Raw genomic sequence first — 24,097 nt, 5'->3', positions numbered from 1 at the left:
ATTTAACTATCCCATAATAGATAAGCATGTTCAGTAAAAACGGCGAAGATGTTGTAGATGTTTTGCAACCAGAGCAGCTTTTTAAAAAGCTTTACCGGCGTTTATACGATTTTGCATATTACCTGTTAAAGGATAAGGAATTGGCAGAAGATGTAGCGCAGGATGCTTTCGTGGTTTATTTAGAGCAACAGGATAGTATCGCTGCAAATTTCAATGCAGTAAAATCATTTTTATATACCACTGTAAAAAATGCCTGTTTAAATAAAATACGGCATAACAATGTGGTTGATGTTTACCATAAAAAAAATCCCCTGGATATTTATTCCGATCCACAGATATTGGAAGGAATTATCCATACCGAGATAATCGCCGAGATTTATGATCAGATTAATGCCCTTCCACCCGGATGCGCAATGGTAATCAGGTACGGTTATTTAGAAGGGTTAAGCAACAGCGAAATTGCCAAATTGATGAATATTAGCATTAATACAGTTAAGAGTCAGAAAAAGCGCGCATTATCTTTAATGAAAATACACCTCGGTAAAGCTGCAATGGCACTTTTTGCGGCTATGTATCTCCATCATTAATTTTTTTCAAATTATTTTCCATCCTTTTTTACCCTTCAGGTTTCTTAGTTGTATAGCCCATACAAAAGATGAATGAAGAAGCCTTTGAACTGTCAGAATTAATTTCCGGATACTTGCTATGTACCCTCACCACCGAACAGGAAGAGCGGCTGAAGTTTCTTTTAGCGGAAGATGAAGAAAGATCTAAACTGCTGGAAACTTACCGTGCCGCTGGTCCAACCGCAGAGCGGCTGATAAACATGGAGAGCGTGGATGTGGATCAGGCCTGGCGTAAGGTAGATCAGCGTTTTGGTGGAGCTAAAGTAGCTGGGCATAAAAACCATTACGGCTGGCTTAAATATGCAGCTATTTTAATCGCGGTTACCGGCGCTTTCATTTTCTATTTCAATTTAAATAAATCCGACCCCCGGATTATTCCAGATATAACCAAAACCTACAAAAACGATGTTTTACCAGGTACTCAAACCGCAAAGCTCATTCTTTCGGATGGAACCCAAATATCCCTCGATAAAGAAAAACAGGTAATCGGCGATGAAAACGGAACAACCATTGTCAGTAATCATGGCGAAATCAGTTATGGCCAATCCGAAACCAGTGAACCTGCAGGCACGAAGTACAATACTCTGGTTGTACCAAAGGCCGGAACTTATAGGGTAACCTTACCCGATGGCTCAAAAGTAATGTTGAATGCCATGTCGGAGCTTAAATTTCCGGTAAGCTTTGCAGGCAACGAGCGACTGGTGAGTTTAAAAGGTGAAGCTTATTTTGAAGTAGCAAAAGATAGTGCACGTCCTTTTAAAGTTAAGCTTAACCAATCCGAGGTTGAAGTTTTAGGAACTCATTTTAACATTTCGGCCTACGACTTAACCGCAAAAACTACACTGGTTGAGGGTTCGGTTAAAGTAAGTAATGGCAAAATCACCAATGTACTTATTCCCGGAAGGCAGGCACTATCCGACCAGCAAAATATTGCAGTTTCAAAAGGGGATGTAGAGAAAGCTGTGGCCTGGTGTAAAGGCGATTTCTATTTCAATAACGATGCAATAGAGCCTGCTTTGATTGAAATAAGCAGGTGGTACGATTTAAACCTTGTGTACAAAAGGAAATTACCCGATATCCATATTGGCGGGCATGTTAGCAGAAAGGCTAAGTTAAGCGAAGTACTGGATATGCTTAAAGATGTAAGTAACCTTTCTTTTGAGATAGAAGGCAGAAACCTGATTATCAATTAACCAAATATAAACCAAATCAAAAAAAATATGTAGAAACAGACAAGATCACACTTGCCTGCAAAATGAATACCGGAAGTGTACCACCACCTCCGGTAAGTAATTCAGGTACAAAAACAGTATAAAAACCGAACTTATTTCTTTAACCTAAATCAAACGAAAGTATGAAATTCTTTTGTCACAGACAAAATATTGCCCATCGGGAAGCAATTTCCGGTATACCTATAGTCATCAAAATTATGAAACTTGTTACCCTTTTAATCTTTGTACTCCAGATTGGCGTATTTGCCAACGGACGGGCACAACAGGTTAACATTTCAGTAAAAAATGCCGGGCTAAAATCCGTTTTTACCGAGCTGAATAAGCAAACCAGTTACCGTTTTCTTTACAACGAAGAAACCATCCAAAAAGCCTTACCTGTTACATTCAAAGTAAGTAATGCCGATATCAGTATCGCATTAACCAAGGCCTTGCAAGGCTCGGGTTTAGGGTTCAGGATTCATGGAGAAACCATCACCATTTTAGAAAAGGCTAAACTAAGCGATGTAGCAGCAAAGGCTATAACCATTACCGGAACTGTAAAAGATACATCGGGGCTTGCGTTGCCCGGCGTTACGGTACAGGTAAAAAACAAACCAACTATCGGCACTGCTACCGATGGAAACGGTGCCTTTGTATTAAGGGGAGTGCCCGAAGGAGCGATATTGGTTTTTAGTTTACTCAGTTATAAAAGTCAGGAACTGCCCCTAAACGGCCGGACGGTGATTAATGTTGTGCTTAAAAGCGATGAAGCCAACCTAAACGATGTAGTGGTAGTGGGTTTCGGTAAGCAAAAAAAGAGTAGCCTGGTAAGTTCAATTGCCTCGGTAAAAGGAGATGCACTGCGCGTACCCACCCGAAGTCTGACTAATGCTATTGCTGGTCAGGTTCCAGGTATTATTGCCATTCAACGATCTGGTGAACCGGGTTATGATAATGCCGAATTCTGGATCAGGGGTGTAAGCTCATTTGCCGGCGGAACCAATCCGCTTGTACTGGTTGATGGAATACCCCGCGCCATGACCGATATTGAACCAGATGAAATTGAAACCTTTAACGTACTGAAAGATGCAGCAGCTACTGCGGTATATGGGGCAGAAGGAGCTAATGGTGTAATTTTAATTACTTCAAAACGGGGGGTGATACAAAAAACAAAAATTACCTACCGCGGCGAGTACACACAGAATAAACCTACCAGGCTCCCTGAGTTTATGGATTCTTACGATTACCTTTTTGCTTATAATGAAGCCTTGCGTAATGAAGATAGTCCGGTGTTTAAAACAGATGAGCAGCTGGCCTTGTATAAAAACGGAACAGACCCCGATTTATATCCGAATACCAAATTTCTGGATGTAATGTTACGGGATAATACCTTTAATACCCGCCACACTTTAAATTTCAGGGGTGGTGGTGATGTTGCTAAGTTTTTTGTTTCTGGGGCCTATTATCAGGAAAACGGGATTTTTAAATCCAACCCCAATAATATTTACGATAATAATCTGGGACTTAAACGCTATAATCTGCGCAGCAATATTGATTTAAATGTTACCAAAACCACCGTGCTGGGGGTAGATTTGAGCGGCCAGTACCTTTTAACCAATTACCCTGGTACAGGTACTTCTGCAATTTTCGCCAGAATGATGGGCGTACCCGGTTATCTTTTTCCCGCTGTTTACTCAGATGGTACGATAGCCGGACACCCCGGTATTCCCAGTGCTAACCGCTCTAACCCTTACAATTTGTTAATGGAATCGGGTTATGCTAAAGAGTGGAGAACAAGTCTGCAATCCAAGTTGTCTTTAGATCAAAAGTTAGATTTTATAACCAAAGGGTTGAGCTTTAGGGGAATTGTAAGTTTCGATGCTACGCTGAATTATTACATGAACAGGTTAAAATCACCCAAACAATTCAATGCAACCTCGCGCGATGCCAACGGCAAATTGATTTTTGTGCAGGTTGGAAATCCTGAAACCACTTTGGGCGAGCCTGTAGAAACAAGTAATGGTCAGAAAAATATCTATTTAGAAAGTTCATTAAATTATAACCGGGTTTTCGCAAACGACCACACCGTTGGGGCTATGTTGCTAACCTATCAAAAAGAAGCCCAGCAGCAAGGTGAGGCATTAGCTTTCAAAAAACAGGCTTACGTGGGCAGGGTAACTTATAATTACGCCAACCGTTATTCTATAGAGGGTAATTTCGGGGTTACCGGAAGTGAAACTTTCTCGCCTGGCAACCGTTTTGGATTTTTCCCTGCAATAGGTGGGGCATGGTATGCTAGTAATGAACCCTTTTATCCTGAAGCATTGCGAAAGGTAGTATCGTCGTTAAAGTTCAGGGCATCTGTTGGTAAAACGGGTAACGACAATACCGGTGGAGCGAGGTTTCTTTACCGCGGTACCTACACCACAGGTACTACAGGCTACCCGATTGGCATTGGGGGCACCGGCGCTCTGAATGGTTTAAATGGTATCGTAGAAGGACGTTTTGAAGCCCCGGATTTAACCTGGGAGATAGAAAATAAAAAGAATTACGGAGTAGATATTGAATTATTTAAAGGGGCTGTCGATTTTTCTGTCGATTATTTCAATAACCTGCGTTCCAGTATTTTACTGCAACGCCGTACCGTTTCGGGTGTTACCGGATTCAGGCAATCGCCGTGGCAAAATTTTGGTTCGGTATCCAACAAGGGAATGGACGGATCAATTAACATTAAACAAAATATTGGTGGATTGAAATTAACGGCACGAGGTAACTTGACTATTGCCAAAAATAAAATACTCGAGATTGATGAACTGCCGCAACCTTACCCCTGGATGAACCAAACGGGCACAAGTATAGGAGAGTGGAACCTGTATACAGCCGACGGTTTGTATACTGATAACGATTTTACGCTAACTACCGATGCTGCAGGAAAACGAACCTACACCTTAAAACCAGGATTGCCGGTAAGTACCCTGGGCGGCGTGGTTAGGCCGGGCGATATTAAATATAAGGATTTAAACGGCGATGGGAAGATTGATAATTTTGACCGCAGTTACTATACAGGTAGCAATCCTGCAAATCCGGGTATTGTTTATGGTTTTGGGCTAAACGCCGAATATAAAGGCTTTTATGGAAGTATCTTTTTTCAGGGAGTAGGTAAAACCTCAACTGTATTCGGACAAAATTCGAGTAATTTTTTCCCTTTTGCTATTGGATTAGAGGAATCGAATTTAAGGGAAGCTGCGCTAAACAGGTGGACAGAGGCCAACCCAAGCCAGGATGTTATGTTTCCACGTTTGCATTCAGTGGGCTTCGTAAATAACCAGGTGGCGAGTACCTGGTGGCTGCGCGATGCCAGTTTTATACGCTTAAAAAATATTGAGTTGGGATATCGTTTTCCCAAAAAAATGCTGCGGAAAATTGGATTTGAAACAGGTAGGATTTATGTAATGGGCAATAATATAGCTGTTTGGGATAGCATTAAAATGTGGGATCCCGAGATCGGCAATGCCAATGAAGGCCTCAATTACCCTATTCCGCGTTCTTATACCATTGGTCTTGAGTTTAATTTATAATATCCAAAGAAGAAATAATGAAATCAATAATATATAAAGTCCTTTTACTGTGTTGCATAATCATAAGCCTGGGGTCGTGCAGTAAAAATTATTTAAATGTATCTGATGAGCTTGCAGGGCAGCTTTCACTCGACCAGATTTTTTCTACTCCTGCCAATGCGCGTGCTTTTCACCGCAATATTTTTGCTGGTATTGGCACTTCATCAGCAATGGTTTTTCAGTTATCTACTACGGCGGTTAGAGGAGTCGATAATCCCTGGCCAGCTTTTACCGATGAAAACAGAAACCAGCAGGGAGCTTTCAGGTTAGAACCACCGGCGGGTTTTAATGCGTCAAATGCACCCTTTAGCCGCTGGGATTTATACCTGTATATCCGCCAGGCCAATGTTTTTATGGGCAATGCTAAGGTTATACCCCGTGTTGGTGGCACTTCATCAAGTGGTACCGTTGCCGATGCCATTGAAGAGCCAGAATACAAAAAGCTAATGGCACAGGCCAGGTTTTTAAGGGCTTATTATCATTATTTGCTATTCGAACTGTACGGACCAGTTCCGATTATGGATAAGGCTGTTAATCCCAACGACGCAGATTTGGATTTTGAACGCAACAGTGTTGATGAAGTGGTTAATTTTGTGACTAAAGAGATGGATGCTGTAGCACCAGATCTGGATGAATATATTCCCTTAACTGATATCAATAACCTCGCTCTGCCGACCAAAGGTGTTGCCCTTGCTGTAAAGGCAAAAATACTGGTTATGGCTGCCAGCCCATTGTACAATGGTGGTTTTGCTGAAGCCATGGCCTTAACCAATAAGAGTGGTAAAAAACTGTTCCCTGCAAAGGATGACAACAAATGGCAAAAAGCCGTTAATGCACTCCAGGATTTTATCAGCTTTTCGGTTGGCAAATATGATTTGTACCGAGAATTTACGGCAGGAGTATTAGATCCCGATAAATCTATTTACCAATTGTTTCAGGCCATGAACAGTGAAGTAATTTGGGCAAGTGGAAATGAAGCTTATGGAAGCATTTCTTCGGGAGATGGTTTGGTGCGCCGGGCAACGCCGAGGAGCCAGGGAGGTTATGGAAATGTTGGCCCCACACAGGAGTTAGTGGATGCCTTTTTTATGAAAAACGGTAAATCTATCAACGATGCAGGCTCAGGTTATAGCGAAACAGGCTTTTCTACCGTTACCGAAATACCTGCAGGAAGATCGGAAGCCGGAACGTTTAACATGTATGTAAACCGTGAGCCCCGTTTTTATGCCTCTATAGTTTACCACGGGAAAAGGTGGCCTGTAACCAATGCGCTGATTAAGTTTACGAAGGGAAATGGTAATGATATTGCTTCCAATTATTCGATTACCGGCTACAACATGTATAAACGATTAAACAGAACGGTAAGTCAATCGGTAACCACAGCGCCTAAAACTTTTTACCGTCCTTCCTTTATCTTCCGCCTGGCCGAATTCTATTTGTTGTATGCCGAAGCTTTAAACGAAGTTAACCCGGCCGATCCTAAAATTGCACAGTATGTAGATTTAGTACGCGAGCGGGCAGGGATTCCGAAATGGAGTGTAAGTAATCCAGCTATTATGGGCAATCAGGCTTTGCAACGCGAGGCAATCAGAAAGGAAAGTCGGGTAGAGCTTTGTTTTGAAGGTCAGCGGTATTTTGATGTGCGCAGGTGGATGATTGCCGAAAATGCCTCTGGGCAGGGTGCCCAGGGGGGCGCTTTTTACGGAATGAATGTGGGGGCTGAAACCGATGCCGATTTCCTTAAACGTACCCAGTATGAAACCAGGGTATTTACCCGCGCCTACTATTTATGGCCAATCCCGTTGTCAGAAATTCAGAAAAGTACCAAACTGGTTCAGAATCCCGGATGGTAAATTAGCTGGATTAGCATCCTGGTATTTAAAAAGTTTCAAAAATATGCGCTCTTTAAAAGCAGCAGCTTAATTGCTGTTGCTTTTATCCATAAATTTATGGCCCCAATTAAGTTTATCCAATACAACCAACAACACAAATGAAAAAGATAACTTTTATAATTTCCCTGCTCTTCGCTCAGGCATATGCACAGAAAAGCATTGTAAGCATTTCGCCCGGCGATAGCGAAAGTACCATTATTAGTAAGGCGGCTAATGTAACCCCTTCACCACGACAGCTGCGCTGGCAAATGCTCGAATTAACTGCTTTTTTTCACTTTGGTATCAATACTTTCACCGATAGGGAGTGGGGCGATGGAAAAGAAAATGTTGCAACATTTAATCCGGCACAACTTAATGCAGAGCAATGGGTTAAAGCAATTAAAGATGCAGGCTTTAAACAGGCCATTATTACTGCCAAACATCACGATGGCTTTTGTTTATGGCCAAGTAAATTTACAGCACACAGTATAAAAAACACGCCCTATAAGCAAGGAAAGGGCGATATTGTAAAAGAAGTAGCCGATGCCTGCAAAAAATACAACATTGGCTTTGGGGTTTATTTATCGCCCTGGGACCGCAACAATGCTTCGTATGGAACAGATGCCTACAATACTTATTTTATAAACCAGCTCACCGAACTGCTTACCCAATATGGTAAAGTAGATGAAGTTTGGTTTGATGGCGCAAATGGCGAAGGACCTAATGGTAAAAAGCAGGTTTACGATTTTAATAGCTGGTACACCCTAATCAGGAAATTACAGCCGCAAGCCGTTATTGCTGTGCAGGGCCCCGATGTACGTTGGGTTGGTACCGAAACAGGTGTTGGCCGCGAAACCGAGTGGAGTGTGTTGCCTATGGGTGAGCAGAGTCAGGAGAAAATAGCCGCATTATCTCAAAAAGATGTAAATGTAATTCCTACCTTAACCGGGTCTTATAAAGATCAGGACCGTGGCAGTCGCAGTAAGTTGGCCAATGCAACTGGTTTGGTATGGTATCCGGCCGAAACTGATGTAAGCATTCGTCCGGGATGGTTTTACCACAGTAACGAAGATGCTAAAGTTAAAACGCCGGCGAAGTTAATGGATATCTATTTTACATCAGTAGGTAGAAACGGGGTTTTACTTTTAAATATTCCGCCCAATACCCAGGGGCTAATAGCCGAGAGCGATGTTAAAAACCTGGCTGCTTTTGGCCAGAAAATGAAAAATACCTTCACTAATAATATTGCTCAGTCGGCAACTGTCACTTCAGCATCAGGCAAAGGCTTAAAAGCAATATTCGATGGTAAATTAAATACTTATTTTACAACAGCAGGTAATGACAGTACAGCTACTATCGAATTAAACTGGGCAAAAAACACAACCTTTAATGTACTCTCCCTGCAGGAAAATATTGCAGTGGGCCAGCGTATAGAAAAGTTTGAAGCCGAATATTTTGATGGTGCCGAATGGAAAATTTTTGCATCCGGTACTACAGTAGGTTATAAACGTTTGTTAAAATTTAAACCTGTTACCGCTAAACAAGTAAGGTTTAAGATATTGGCCTCGAGGTTAAACCCAACACTGGCCGAATTTGGTTTGTACCTTTTAAATGAAAAAGAGTAGGATAAGCTTTTACAGATAAAAACAGAACAGAGAGGACAGTTGTATTGCAGCTGTCCTCTTTTATTAGTATCCGGTACGCATAATAATCGCTATAGCAAAACTATCTAAACAGCAACTCGCTCATTTCATCTATGTTGTTTCTTAGTTTTTCCTGCTCCTCGTCGGTAGGCTTGCCGATCATTTTTTTTACCCAAAATGAATACAGTATTTAGCTGGGCGCATTGAGTAGCATTATTGTAAGATGGTTTTGGTTGAAAACCAATAATATTTATATTGAGGATTTTTTGTCATTTAAAATCGCTATAAACTTTAAATACTAAACAACACTTAAGGCAACGTTCAGAATTTAAAAGAATTGTGTTGTAGTATTAATTATATTTAGTTGATTATCAGAATATTATTTTTGTTATTGACATTTGTAACATTGTTTTTAGAATTAAATGCTGATTTTTTTTGAAAAAGCTCATTATATTCGTGGCCACAACGCTTATTTGCTACTGAAAGCGAATAGGTTAAGTGTTAGCCGTCTAAATTATTAATATGAGCTCCCGAGCAATTGACTACAGCAATTGGTGTCTACCCTGTGCGCTGCACAGCGAATCACAACTGACAATTATTCCCAGTTATTTAAGAGATTGTATTAGAAATTAGCGTTTTGGCTGATAGGAAACGCCTACGCTTAATTTTAACAACTCTTTCAACTCTCGTCGTTAAATCCATCTATCTCTATATAATGAAAACATCTCTGCTTCGTAGCTTTATAAAGCAACCTGTGGCCAGCGTTGCCTATCGGTATTTTCTACGTCATGCCTTGTTGATTTAGTTAATCGATTTAGAAGAAAAAACTGCCCAGGGAGTGCTGTGTAGCTAATCAATCTACTCCCATTAATTAAATCTATCGCATTTCTATTTAGTTGCAACCTGATCATTGCATCCTTTAAATTCTATCCCCAAATAACATGAAAAGACTACTACTTTGCAGCCTGTTGATGCTGATTATGTCTAGTGCTTTCGCTGCCGACTACTATTGGGTGGGCGGTGCAGGTAACTGGACTGACTTAAACCATTGGGCCTCTACCTCTGGTGGCGTAGCCAATAAATCGATTATCCCTGGAACGGGGGATGACGTTTATTTTGATGCCAACAGTGGTTTGCTTAACAACACATTGGTAACGTTGCCAACTACCGGACATGCTTATTGCCGTAACATGTCGTGGAATGGTGTCACTACCAGTGCCATTTTCAGGAATAATGGCAGTTTTCAGCTACAGATTAACGGGAATCTGGAACTTGCAGCCAGTGTACGATATGCCATCATGGTAATCAATTTTACAGGAAGTAGCAATGCAACTTTCCGTACAAATGGTGCTGTGAGAGTTAATACAGCAGGCTTGTATAACTCTTTTATCGTAAACAAACCAGGAGGCTCGCTTACCTTGTTAGATGGGATGAAAGGAGATTTGGCGGTTCAAAACCTGGTGCTTACAGCAGGTACATTGAACCTGTCTGGCCAAACACATGAGATTTTTAGCTTTAATGGTAATAATGCAAATGTAAGGGCGCTGAATATTAGTAATTCAAACATTAATATCATTTCTACGTGGGATACCCGTGGCTCTAATATGACCCTGACGGCAAGCGGATCAACCATCACAGCCGATATGTTCCATTCTACCGGATTGACCTTTGCGAAGGTTTTGCCGGGAAGGGATAATCCTGATATGGAGATCAACAGCAATACTTTTCAAGAGTTAATATTAAACAATTCGACTTCACAAATAGGAACACAAAGAATAGGCGCGAATAATACCATAGCACGTTTGGAATTTAAGGGCGGTGGTAGAATAGCTGGCGCAGGCAACATTATTGGAGAATTGATTTTAGCGCCAGGAAAAGGTTACATTTTTCATGGCAACAACACCATTAACACCTCAATGCAGTTAAATACCGAAGATTGTGATGCTTTGGGCGAATTGCGGGGGATAGATGCAAATGCTAAACTTACCTTCGGACCAGGCGCGACGACTAATATCAAAAACGTTTTAATTACCAGCCTTACCGCATTGGGAAATATCGCTCCTATATCAGTTATAGGGGAAGATGGAGGAAGTAATGTGGGCTGGAATATAACACCCCGTGCTTCAGGAAACGCTACGCTTTACTGGGTAGGTGGCGGTGGCGACTGGAATGACAAAGCACACTGGAGTACAACAAGTGGAGGTTCTGGTGGAGCCTGTGTACCTTTTACCACAGATAATGTAATATTCGATGCCAATAGTGGCTTCACCAGTGCCAATAAAACAGTTTCGGCAAGTAGCACCATCAGGTGTCATGATATGACCTGGAACAATGTGAGCAATTCACCTATTTTAGATATTGGCGGATATCCATTGGAAATCTGGGGTTCAGTAGAGCTGGATCCAACTTTAACTATGAAGGGGGGCATCCAGCTAAGGGGTGCAGAAGCATCTACCTTTCTTTCTAAGGGGGCAAGTTTGGGTAATCCTCAATTTAATATCGATAAAACAACTCCAAACGGTGGAATTACCATATTAGATGATCTTATTTTTCCTAATCTTAATATTGTACATGCAAGAGGTCAGCTGTCTATGGCTGGCCGCAACATCAACATTAACCTCTTTAACAGTACCAGTGGAGTAGGTCGGGTAATTAACATCAGCAATGCCACAATCACCATTAATTATTGGAATCTGGGAGCAACAAATGTTACCTGGGTTAATAATGGAGCAGGTTCTTTCATTACCTCGATGCGTGGTTTTACCTCAAATGGTCTTAACTATCCAAAAGTATATTGTAACACCGTTCTTGATGAGGTTAATATCCAAAATACAACCATCAATGAGTTGGTGTTTACCAACACTGCTCCTGCAAATGGTTTGCGTGGTTTACTGGGTAACAATACCGTTGGAACATTAGAATTTAAATCAGGTGGATTATTGCGGGGAAACAATACCATTACCAACCTTTTGCTGGCTCCTTCCAAGCCTTATGCCATCTGGAATACACAAACAGTAACCGGGCTTTTCCGTTTTAACAACCCGGATTGTAATGGTTTGGGTGAACTGAGAGGAGCGGAGGGAGCTGCAGCAACGATTAACTTTGGGCCATCGGCTACGCGCGATCTCAATAATGTATACTTACAAAACATGACGGCCACTGGCAGCGGTTTACCAGTAACCATTACTGGTGCGGATGCTGGCGGAAATACTGGCTTTAACATTACTGCGGCCGGTGCTGGTGCAAGATATTGGGTAGGTGGTTCTGGCGACTGGAGCAATGCTGCACATTGGAGTACAACCAGCGGTGGTGCAGGTGGTGCTTGCGTGCCTACAGTAGCCAACGATGTATTTTTTGATGCAAATAGTTTTACCAGCGGAAGCAGTGCTGTAACCATTAACAGCACACAGGCTTATTGCCATAACATGGACTGGACAGGTGCAAAATTTAGTCCAAGTCTTACTAAACCAGTCACGCTTGATCTTGAAGTTTGGGGCAACCTGGTAATGAATGCGGCAGTGAGAATGGATGCAGCACTTACTTTTACGGGAGCTACTAATACCAGTATTACCTCTAATGGAGGTGGAACAGGTGCTTTACAGGTAATTATTCTTAAACCTGTTGGTTATACTGTTACCTTATTAGATGATTTTGCCAATACGGTAGCTTACTTTTTCCCACGTAGTGGAGGGCTTGACCTGAGTAACCGTACCATGTCGATCAACGGTTTTGATAATACAGGATCAACCGCTGCTACTAACATAAATATTACGGGAGCCAATATTACGGGAGCATGGCGCTACCAGGGAGCATTGAAAACCCTAACGGCAACCAATTCAACTATAAAAGCCCGTCGCTTTTTAGTAGATGGAGGCAGCTACAACATTGTAGATGCCTCGGGCTCTAATGGTACCGATTTTTATGTGCACAATACCACTGTGAGCGACCTCCTTTTCAGTCACATATCAGCTTCATCTGTAGCTAATATTGGTAATAATAATAACATTGGCCGTTTAGAATTTAAGGGCAAAGGTGCTATCAGTGGAACAGGTAATACCATCGAAACCTTAATCTTTTCGCCGGGTAAAGTGTACACCTTCCTCAGCGGATCTACCAATACCATTACAAAAAATTGGTTTGGCAGCGGTACACCTTGTAATTTAACTGAGATTAACAGCTCGGCTGCAGGCGCATTTACTGTGAATAAAACCGCAGGTAACGTAGAGTTTGACTATGTGAGGTTGCGCAACATTAGTGCAACAGGCATAACGCCGTTTAAGGCTTTAGAACACTCTGAAGATTTAGGCGGCAATACCAACTGGAATATTGCTCCTTATAACAATACCACACCAATACTTGGCCTTGGAGCAGATAAAACACTCTGCGCAGGCGATTTTCCATATACCATTAAAACAGATGGTTTCTTTGCTTCGCCTATGGCAACATTTACCTGGGGCGATGGAAGCACCAATCCAACTTTGGTAGCGGCAGGCCCGGGAACTTATACGGTAACGGTGAGCTATCCTGATGGCTGTTCGCGTACAGATAACATTGTAATTACCAGAAGCGATGTCGTAATTAACCCAATTACAGGTACACCTAATGTGTGCGTAGGTGCAGTAACCAATCTAAGCAGTACTACAACAGGTGGTGTTTGGAGTAGCAGTAATACCGCTGTAGCTACCGTTAGTGCTGCGGGTGCGGTAACAGGTGTTGCAGTAGGAACGACCGATATCATTTACACGGTGACCAATGGCACTGGCTGTGTGGGTACCTTACAACAAACGGTAACGGTAAATGCTATGCCAACCGTTAATCCCACTACAGGACCAACAGCTTTATTTGTAGGCGACAATATTACCTTAACCAATACCACACCTGCTGGAGTTTGGAGCAGCAGTAATACCGCAGTAGCGACCGTAAATGCAAGCGGGGTAGTAACGGGTGTTGCGGCTGGAACAACTAATATTTTGTATACGGTTACAGGTACAGGTGGCTGTTCGGTAGCCAGCACAACAGCCATTACGGTTGATGCGTTCGATCCGGCAAAACGTGTATTGAGCATTACTAAAACTACTGATGGTGCAGAACCTGCTACCAACGGTGCTTTTGCCATTAGCTTACCAACAGGAGTAAATGCCCTTGAAAATATTACCGTTAACTATGCCGTTACCGGTACTGCTACACCAGGAAGCGATTATACTACTTTGAACGGTACTGCAACAATTGCTGCCGGACAAAATAGCGTAGCTGTTCCGGTTAATATAATTAACGATGGAATCATTGAAACGGCAGAGACCGTGGTGGCTACATTGACCACCGGTACTTCTGCCACCTATACTTATACTATTAATGGTACGGCTGGAAATGCTACCGTAACTATTACGGATGATGACGATACACCAGCGAACCGCTTGTTAGGCGTAACGGCGCAGCTTAATGCCAATGAGCCAACCAATGCCGGTATATTCACCATTGCCTTGCCTTCGGGTATATTGGCAACAGAAGATATTACCGTTGCCTATGCCATGAGTGGAACTTCAACCAACGGGGTAGATTATGAAACCTTGTCTGGCAGTGCTATTATTCCAGCAGGCCAAAACAATGTGGTAATTAATGTGAAAGCATTGGATGACCAGATTATAGAACAAACAGAAAATATTATATTAACACTTACTGGCGGTACTACGGTTACTGCAGGTAGCTTTGGTGTTGATCCAGCTAATACTGCTGCTACTTTACTGCAAGCTGATAATGATAATACTGCAGCAACTAAATTGCTTGCTGTAACCAGCAATGGCAATGCAGCAGAACCTGGTACCAATAGCAACTTTACCATTAGCCTGCCAACAGGTTATGTAAGTTCATTACCCATTACAGTTACTTATGCCTTTACCGGTACAGCTACGTATGGTGCTGATTACACCAGTGCTTCGGCTACTACCGTTACCTTACCTGCTGGACAAAATAGTGTGCAAGTTCCGGTCAATGTAATTAACGATAACCTGATCGAGATTTCAGAAACAGTTACACTTACCGTAATCAACGGTGTAGCTAAACAAGGTGCAAGTACCATATTCACGCTCACTCCTGATCCGTCAGCTACAAATGCCAGCCTTAATATTACAGATGAGGATAACACTCCTGCTAACAGAACCCTATCGGTTACGGCGCAAAACGGAGCTGAACCCGCAACAAATGGTGCTTTTACCGTAAGCCTGCCTTATGGTATACTGGCCTCCGAGAACATTACAGTAGGTTATAATATTTCAGGTTCGGCCACACCCGTTACCGATTATCAGGCCATAACGGGTTCGGTTATTATCCCCGCAGGACAAAACAGTATAGAAGTTCCATTGGTGGTTGTCGATAATAAAGTGATTGAGAATACCGAAACCGTAATCTTCACAGTTACAGGCGGGACCTCAACTAATTTCAACTACACACCAGCTGCAGCAAACAGTGCCACTGCTGATATTACTGATGACGATGCGGCGAGCAATAGCACTGTTGTGCTATTAACCAAAGTTTCGGATGCCGTGGAAGGTGGTGTTAACGGTCAGTACCGCATATCGTTACCTCCAGGTGTAACCAGTGCTGAAGATATTACCATTACTTTATCTACCGGAGGAACAGCTACGCGTCCTGCAGATTATACGCTACTTGGACTTAGTGGTGGCAACATCCTAATCCCGGCAGGTACTAACGAAGTATTTGTTAATGTAAATGCAATAGACGATAGTCAGGTTGAAGGGCCAGAAACGGTAACTTTAACCCTTACTGCGGCAACATCTGCTTCTACTACCTATACCATTGATCCAGCCGGAAACGGAGCTGTAGTAAGTATTGTTGATGTAAACGCATCAAGCGCCACAGCTATAGAGGTTATTGCAGGAATAAACGCAGCAGAGCCTGCTACCAATGGATCATTCACCGTTCAACTGGTGGGTGGTGCTACTTCAGCATGGCCGGTAACAGTAGGCTATGCCGTTTCGGGTACAGCAGTTTCTGGTTTGGATTATCAAAGCTTTGGTACCATCACTATTCCGGCAGGACAAAACAGTGTTGCTGTTCCGTTGAATGTGTTAGACGACCAGATTTTTGAACCAACTGAAACGGTCAATTTTAAAGTGCTTTCAGGAAGTGCAACCAATGGAATAGGTGGAGCCTTTATTTTTCCAGCCAACCCGGCAAAAGAGAGCATTGCGATCAACATCGCAGATAATGATGTAATCGCTGCTAACCTGAAACTCAAAGTGGTTAAAACAGCCGATGCCGCAGAACCAAATACATCAGGTAACTTTACAGTAAGCCTGCCTGCTGGTTATTCTTCCAGTGCTAATATTACCCTTAATTATAACATGAGTGGCAGTGCTACTCGCAATACCGATTATACCATTACTACGGTAACACTTCCGGCCTATGCCAATAGTGTACCGCTTGCGGTTTCAGTAATCGATGATAAAATAGTAGAGGGTACAGAAACGGCAACCCTTACCTTAACAGGTGGTACAGATGGTAATGGCTTTAACTTTACTCCTGATGCCGCTTCATTAGCTGCAACTTTAAATATTGCAGACGATGACAATACTACCGCAAACCGTATGCTCAGTGCAGTAGCAACAGCTAATGCAACAGAAGCGGGAACTGCGGGAGGTTTTACCCTGAAATTACCAGATAACATTACCGCATCTGCGCCTGTAACTATTAATTATACTGTGGGCGGTACAGCAACCAGTGCTACTGATTATGCTGCATTAGCCGGAACGGCCATTATTGCAGCGGGTCAAAATAGCGTAGCTATAGCCCTAAATGCTGTAGATGATAATGTGATCGAACTCACAGAAAACGTTACCTTAACCATTACAGGTGGTACAAGTACCGCTGGTGCATACACTGCCGCAGTGGGTAATGAAACAGCATCGATAGATATTATTGATAACGATAATACTGTAGCCAAAAGAACATTGCGGATTTCCAGAACTGCACATGCTGCTGAACCCGCTACTAACGGAGGATTTAGCATATTATTTGATGCTACTGGTGGGGTTACTTCATCAGAAGATATTACGGTGAACTACACGGTTGCAGGAACCGCTACTCCTGGAGTTGATTACACGGCTTTAAGTGGTAGCATCGTATTGCCGGCAGGACAAAGTAGTGTGGCCTTGCCGTTACAGGTAATTAACGATTGGTATATGGAATCAACCGAAACTGTAATCGTATCACTTACTGACGGTAACTCTGATAACTTTAATTTCCCTATCACGGCCACTGCAGCTTTAAAGAGTGCGACGGCGAATATCACAGATGAGGACAATACGACTGCAAACAGATTGTTGACCCTTACTAAAATTGCTGATGCAGCAGAACCAGCTACAAACGGCACCTTCCGTGTAAGCTTACCTCCAAATATTCTTTGTCCGGTAAATATCACAGCAAATTACAATAACGTTGGAAGTACCGCTACTGCTGGTACAGATTATGTTAATTTGGGTACTGTAGTTATTCCTGCTGGTCAAAACTATGTTGATGTACCGGTGCGGGTGATTGATGATATGCTTATTGAAAATACAGAAACAGTGCAAATGGCGCTGAATGGCTCGAGTACCGCTGGGTTTGGTTTTGGTATTTCGGTTAATACCACACCAGTTACGGTGAATATCGCCGATGATGACAATACGCCTGCAAACCGGGTAATGAATGTTTCTGTTTTCCGCGATGGTGCAGAGGGTGATGCTGGTCTTTTAAGGTTCAATTTCGCTTTGCCAACGGGTATTAATACTTCAGAAGCCGTTACCATTAACTATACCATTGGTGGTAGTGCAATATTAGGTACTGATTACACTGGTTTTACCGCGGCTCATTTCACCGGTACAGTAACCCTCTCTGCAGGACAAAATGGAGTTACTACTGCCGCGCGCATAACCGATGATGATATTATTGAAGGGACCGAAAATGTAATTGCTACCATAACCAGCGTTACTTCACCTAGCTTTACCTACACATTTGGTGGGCCGGCAACAGCTATTATTACCGATAATGATACTGCACCGGCTAACTTGGAGCTTTCGGTAACTAAAACTGCCGATGCAACTGAAGCTGGTACAAATGGAGAGTTTACCATCAGTTTACCAGGTACAACTGCTACAGCAGCAGAAGCAATTACCGTAAATTACACACTTAACGGTTCGGCTACCAACGGTACTGACTATACCAATTTAACCGGTTCTGTAGTAATCCCGGCAGGAAGTCACGAAGTTAAAATACCAGTAACTGCCCTTGCCGATCAAAAGATTGAAGGAGCTGAAACGGTAATATTAACTTTAACAGGTGGGAAATCTACCAACTTTAACTTCACCGCTAATACAACAAATGGTAATGCTACGGTAAATATAACCGATGCAGACAATACGCCTGCAAACTTAGTACTGAGCATGAGTAAGTTAAATGATGCTGCAGAGCCTAATGCTTCAGGTCGCGTAAGTATTGCTTTGCCTACTGGTATTACAGCTAAAGAAAACATTACCATAAACTATACCGTTGCAGGTAATGCAACAGCAGGTATCGATTATGCAACACTTTCGGGTAGCATAACTTTACCAGCAGGACAAAACAGCGTAATTGTTCCTGTCAGTGTAATTGATGATCAGATTATTGAACAAACCGAAACGGTAAGGCTTAGCTTAGTTAGCGGTGGCAGCACCAGCTTTACTTATACTGCAACAGGCAACGTATCGGTAAACATCAATGATGATGACAACATTCCAGCGAACCTGGTATTGAACGTAAGTAAAACGGCTGATGCAGCAGAGCCAGCTACCAATGGGAATTTCAATATAGCATTGCCAGCAGGACTTAGTGCACCTAGCGATATAACAGTAAATTATGCAGTAACCGGAACGGCAACTGCCGGACAGGATTTCAATGCACTTTCGGGTACGGCAATTATCTCTGCAGGAAACAATAGTGTAGATATACCATTAACGGTAATCGACGATCAGCAGGTTGAAGGTATTGAGAATGTAACCTTAACAGTAACTTCTGGAACAGCAACAGGCTTAGCCTTTACCGGTGGAACTGCTGCAACTTTAGATCTTGCAGACGACGATAATATTCCTGCGAACCTGGCCATTAGCATCCGTAAAACAATAGATGCAGCAGAGCCAGCAACAAACGGAAACTTTAACATCAGTTTACCAGGTGGAATTACCGCTGGTGAGGATGTTACCGTAAACTACACCATATCTGGAACAGCTACAGCAGGAACAGATTACACGGCACTTACCGGATCAGCAGTAATTTTAGCTGGTCAGAACAGTGTAGATGTTCCGGTGGCAGTTATAGATGATAGTATCATTGAAAGAACAGAAACGGTTACGGCTGCCTTAACTGGCGCCAGTTCAACTAGCTTTCTACTTACAGCTGCGGGCAATGCAACTGTAAATGTCAAGGATAATGAAAGTCTTGCTCCGGCAAACCTTGCACTTAGTGTAAGTAAAACAACTGACGCAGTAGAACCTTCAACTAACGGTGGTTTCAATATCAGTCTTCCGGCTGGAATTACCGCAGCAGAGAACATTACGGTAAATTATGCTGTATCTGGCACTGCAACAGCAGGAACGGATTATACCGCATTAAGTGGAACAGCTGTTATCCCTGCCGGACAAAACAGTGTTGCCATAACAGTAACACCGGCAGATGATTTAGTGATTGAACCAACAGAAACCGTAACGTTAAGCCTTACAGGTGGTGCAGGAGCGGGATTAACCTTCAATGCAGCGACAGGTAGCGCAACCGCTACGGTAGATATTACCGATAACGACTCTGGCATAGCTGCCAATAGAACATTGAGAATTGTGAGAACGGCACATGGTGCTGAACCTGGAACCAATGGCGCATTTAGCATCCAGTTTCAGGCAAATACTAACATCACTTCTTCGGAAGATGTAACTGTAAACTATACAGTAACAGGTACTGCCACTCCAGGTACTGATTACACTGCCTTAAGTGGTAGTGTGGTATTGCCAGCAGGACAAAATAGTGTGCCTTTAAATGTTCAGGTGATTGATGATTGGTTCATGGAATCAACCGAAACCGTAATTGTAACCCTAACTGGTGGAACCTCTACCAACTTTGCTTTCCCTGTTTCAAGCACTCCGTCATCTGCCAGTGCAACACTTAATATTACCGATGAGGATAATACAGTTGCAAACAGGTTGGTAACACTTACTAAAACTGCTGATGCAGCAGAACCAGGTACAAATGGTAATTTCCGTGTAAGCTTACCGCCAAATATCCTTTGTCCGGTAAACATCAATGTAAATTACTTTATCAATAACAGCAGTACGGCCACTGGTGCAGGTACCGATTATCTTAGTCTGGGTGTAATAACAATTCCAGCAGGACAGAATTATGTAGATGTTCCGCTAAGGGTAGTTGATGATAAAATAATCGAACATAGCGAAACAGTAATCTTGGCGTTACAAGGTACAAGTACAGCTGGTTTTGGCTTCGGTATATCAGTTAACACAACACCAGTTACTTTGAATATTGCAGATGATGACGATAGCGCGGCTAACCGTGTGGTAAGCATCACTAAAGTAACCGATGCTACCGAGCCAGGAACTGCGGGAAGCTTCAACGTCAGCTTACCAGCAGGTATCACTTCGGTAGAAGATATTACTGTAAATTATACTACATCGGGCACAGCAACCGCCGGAGCAGATTACACTGCACTTTCGGGCACAGTAATTATTCCTGCAGGACAAAACAGTGTATCTATACCGGTAACAGTAATTGACGACAAGTTGATTGAACAAACTGAAACAGTAATTGCAACCTTAACGAGTGCAAGTTCAACAAGCTTTAGCTTCACTGCTACAGGAGATGCAACGGTAAGCCTTACCGATGATGATAACATCGCGGCTAACCGTGTGGTACGCATCACTAAAGTAACCGATGCTACCGAGCCAGGAACTGCGGGAAGCTTCAATATCAGCTTACCAGCAGGTATCACTTCGGTAGAAGATATTACTGTAAATTATACCGCATTGGGTACAGCAACCGCAGGAATAGATTACACTGCACTTTCGGGCACAGTAATTATTCCTGCAGGACAAAACAGCGTATCTATACCGGTAACAGTAATTGATGATAAATTGGTTGAACAAACTGAAACGGTAATTGCTACTTTAACCAATGCAAGTTCAACAAGCTTTAGCTTTACCGCTTCTGGCAATGCAACGGTAAATATTGCTGATGATGATAACATCTCCGTTAACCGTGTGTTGAGCATTGTTAAAACAACCGATGCTACTGAACCAGGAACAGCGGGAAGCTTTACTATCAGCTTACCAACAGGTATAACCTTAGTAGAAGATATCACTGTAAATTATACCGCATCAGGTACAGCAACAGCTGGAACTGATTATACCGCTTTAAGTGGTACAGCAATTATCCCGGCAGGACAAAATAGCGTATCTGTACCGGTAACAGTAATTGACGACAAGTTGATTGAACAAACTGAAACGGTAATTGCTACTTTAACCAATGCAAGTTCAACAAGCTTTAGCTTTACCGCTTCTGGCAATGCAACGGTAAATATTGCCGATGATGATAACATCGCCGCTAACCGTGTGTTGAACATTGTTAAAACAACCGATGCTACTGAGCCAGGAACAGCGGGAGGCTTTACTATCAGCTTACCAACAGGTATCACCTCAGTAGAAGATATCACTGTAAATTATACCGCATCAGGTACAGCAACAGCTGGAACTGATTATACCACTTTAAGTGGTACAGCAATTATCCCGGCAGGACAAAACAATGTACCTGTATCGGTAACAGTAATTGATGACAAATTGATTGAACAAACCGAAACGGTAATTGCTACTTTAACCAATGCAAGTTCAACAAGCTTTAGCTTTACCGCTTCTGGCAATGCAACGGTAAATATTGCTGATGATGATAATACGACGGCTAACCGTGTGTTGAGCATTGTTAAAACAACCGATGCTGCTGAACCAGGAACAGCTGGTAGCTTCAACATTAGCTTGCCAACAGGTATTACCTCGGTAGATGCCATTACAGTAAATTATGTTGTATCGGGTACAGCAACAGCTGGAATTGATTATACCGCTTTAAGTGGTACCGCAATTATCCCGGCAGGACAAAACAGTGTATCTGTACCGGTAGCCGTAATTGATGATAAGTGGATAGAACAAACTGAAACTGTAATTGCAACCTTAACAGGAGCAAGCTCGGCAAGCTTTAGCTTCACGGCTACAGGAAATGCAACAGTAAACATTGCTGATGATGAAAGTACTGTGATTGCTAACAGGGTATTAACAATAACGAAAGATACAGACGCTTCTGAGCCAGGTACTAATGGAGCATTCAGGATCAGTTTGCCTTCAGGCGTACTTTCTACTGAAGCCACAACTGTGCAGTATTCGGTATCGGGCACCGCAACTGCTGGAACTGATTACACCGCACTTTCGGGTACGGTAACTATCCCGGCAGGACAAAACAGCGTATTTGTACCGGTAACGGTAATTGACGATCAGTTGATTGAACAAACTGAAACGGTGGTTGCGACCCTTACCAGCGCGACTTCAGCAAGCTTTAGCTTTACCGCTACAGGAAATGCAACGGTAAATATTGCTGATAACGACAATCTGGCTGCCAATCTGGTACTGAGTATCACTAAAACAGCAGATGCAGCAGAGCCGGCAACTAACGGAAGCTTTAGCATCAACTTGCCAACAGGCTTTACCGCCACAGAACCCATCACGGTAAATTACACCGTATCCGGAACTGCAACCGCAGGAACAGACTATGCGGCACTTAGCGGATCTGTAATTATTCCCGCAGGCCAAAGTGCAGTAAGTATACCATTGATAGTAAATGATGATAACCTTTATGAAAGTACTGAAACTGTTATTTTAACGCTTACCGGAGGTAAATCAGCAAGCTTCAATTTTAGTACTTCTGGCGCTAGCGCTATGGCAACAGCTAACATTGCAGATAATGATAAAATGGACCAGGTAATTACCTTTACAGCTTTACCTGTTAAAATTTTGGGAGAGGGTACCTTAACGCTCAATGCTACAGGTGGAGCTTCAGGAAATCCGGTTACTTATATTAGTAGCAATCCGGCAGTAGCTACAATTTCTGGAAATACAGTAACCATTGTAGGAGTAGGTAATGCAGATATTATCGCTTCACAGGCGGGTAATGCTATCTATAACTCAGCAGCAGATGTAACCCAGATGTTAACCGTTATTGCAGCGCTAAACACCGCGCCAACCCTGGCAGCAATTGCCAACCAGCAGGTGTGTGTAAGCGGTACAACACAAACCATTGCATTAACCGGTATTACAGCTGGTATAGAGCAAAACCAAACCACTATTTTAAATGTAAGTACCGATAATGCTGCGCTTTTTGCAGCACTTTCGGTAACGCCGCCTACAGGCGGTAATGCCGTGCTAACCTACAGATTAAACCCTGCAGGTGGTACCGCAACTATCACTGTAACAGTGAAAGATAATGGTGGTACATTAAACGGGGGTACTGATACCTTTAGCCGCACATTTACCCTATCGGCCGCACCAATACCGCAAGTTCAGATTGTTGCCACACCGGGCACAAGTGTAAGTAAAGGGCAAACCGTTGAGTTGAAAGCAAGCGGAGCATTGAACTACAGCTGGACAACTGCTGCTGGTATAATTAGCGGTCAGAATTCGGCTACGCTTACTGTTCGTCCATCACAAACTACCACTTACACCGTAACGGGCACCAATGCTTCAGGTTGTACCAGTACTGCAACAATTACCATTACCGTAATTGAAGATTACAATTTGATTGCCAACAACGTGCTTACACCAAATGGAGATGGTAAAAATGATTTCTTTGTGATTAAGAACATCGATATGTATCCAAACAATGAGGTGCGCATATTCGACCGAGCAGGTAGAGAAGTGTACGCTAAAAAGAACTATAATAACGAATGGGATGGTACCATCAACGGCACACCGCTGGATGAAAATACCTACTACTACATTATAGAACTGGGTAACGGTGTAAAAGCGAAAAGAGGCTTTATCACAATTGTTAGAAAATTTTAAT

Annotated in this window: 6 protein-coding genes; all 6 read left to right on the top strand. The window is 42.7% G+C overall.

Going from position 1 to position 24,097, the window contains the following annotated elements; genetic code table 11:
- The first annotated feature begins 26 nt into the window (after nucleotides 1-26).
- The 6 genes from HWV58_RS02290 (at nucleotide 27) to HWV58_RS02265 (ending at nucleotide 24,096) form a co-directional block, all read left to right on the top strand.
- The gene (locus HWV58_RS02290; protein WP_175632508.1) at nucleotides 27-587 is read left to right on the top strand and encodes an RNA polymerase sigma-70 factor; all 561 of its coding nucleotides are present in this window, start codon (nucleotides 27-29) and stop codon (nucleotides 585-587) included.
- Between the two features lie 68 nt (nucleotides 588-655).
- Nucleotides 656-1,819 carry a FecR family protein gene (locus tag HWV58_RS02285; protein WP_175632507.1) on the top strand — a complete coding sequence of 388 codons (1,164 nt, stop codon included), beginning with the start codon at nucleotides 656-658 and terminating at the stop codon, nucleotides 1,817-1,819.
- Between the two features lie 236 nt (nucleotides 1,820-2,055).
- A complete protein-coding gene (locus HWV58_RS02280; protein ID WP_175632506.1) occupies nucleotides 2,056-5,415 on the top strand; it encodes a TonB-dependent receptor in 3,360 nt (1,119 codons plus the stop codon).
- Nucleotides 5,416-5,432: 17 nt separating this feature from the next.
- Nucleotides 5,433-7,307: a RagB/SusD family nutrient uptake outer membrane protein gene (locus HWV58_RS02275; protein ID WP_175632505.1), complete on the top strand. Its 1,875-nt coding sequence runs from the start codon at nucleotides 5,433-5,435 to the stop codon at nucleotides 7,305-7,307.
- Nucleotides 7,308-7,444: 137 nt separating this feature from the next.
- Nucleotides 7,445-8,950, top strand: coding sequence for an alpha-L-fucosidase (locus HWV58_RS02270; RefSeq protein ID WP_175632504.1), 1,506 nt, complete (start codon nucleotides 7,445-7,447; stop codon nucleotides 8,948-8,950).
- 959 nt (nucleotides 8,951-9,909) lie between these two features.
- The gene (locus HWV58_RS02265; protein WP_175632503.1) at nucleotides 9,910-24,096 is read left to right on the top strand and encodes a Calx-beta domain-containing protein; all 14,187 of its coding nucleotides are present in this window, start codon (nucleotides 9,910-9,912) and stop codon (nucleotides 24,094-24,096) included.
- Nucleotide 24,097: the final 1 nt, after the last annotated feature.

Origin of the sequence: Pedobacter ghigonis (genome assembly GCF_903166585.1) — a bacterium.
GTDB classification, from domain to species: domain Bacteria; phylum Bacteroidota; class Bacteroidia; order Sphingobacteriales; family Sphingobacteriaceae; genus Pedobacter; species Pedobacter ghigonis.
Note: the sequence above shows the minus strand (reverse complement) of the source record. Positions and strands in the feature narration are given on the sequence as shown.

Excerpts from the sequence above, each read along its gene's own strand:
- HWV58_RS02265 (WP_175632503.1), top strand. The coding sequence starts at position 9,910 with ATGAAAAGACTACTACTTTGCAGCCTGTTGATGCTGATTATGTCTAGT.
- HWV58_RS02280 (WP_175632506.1), top strand. The coding sequence starts at position 2,056 with ATGAAACTTGTTACCCTTTTAATCTTTGTACTCCAGATTGGCGTATTT.
- HWV58_RS02290 (WP_175632508.1), top strand. The coding sequence starts at position 27 with ATGTTCAGTAAAAACGGCGAAGATGTTGTAGATGTTTTGCAACCAGAG.
- HWV58_RS02275 (WP_175632505.1), top strand. The coding sequence starts at position 5,433 with ATGAAATCAATAATATATAAAGTCCTTTTACTGTGTTGCATAATCATA.
- HWV58_RS02285 (WP_175632507.1), top strand. The coding sequence starts at position 656 with ATGAATGAAGAAGCCTTTGAACTGTCAGAATTAATTTCCGGATACTTG.
- HWV58_RS02270 (WP_175632504.1), top strand. The coding sequence starts at position 7,445 with ATGAAAAAGATAACTTTTATAATTTCCCTGCTCTTCGCTCAGGCATAT.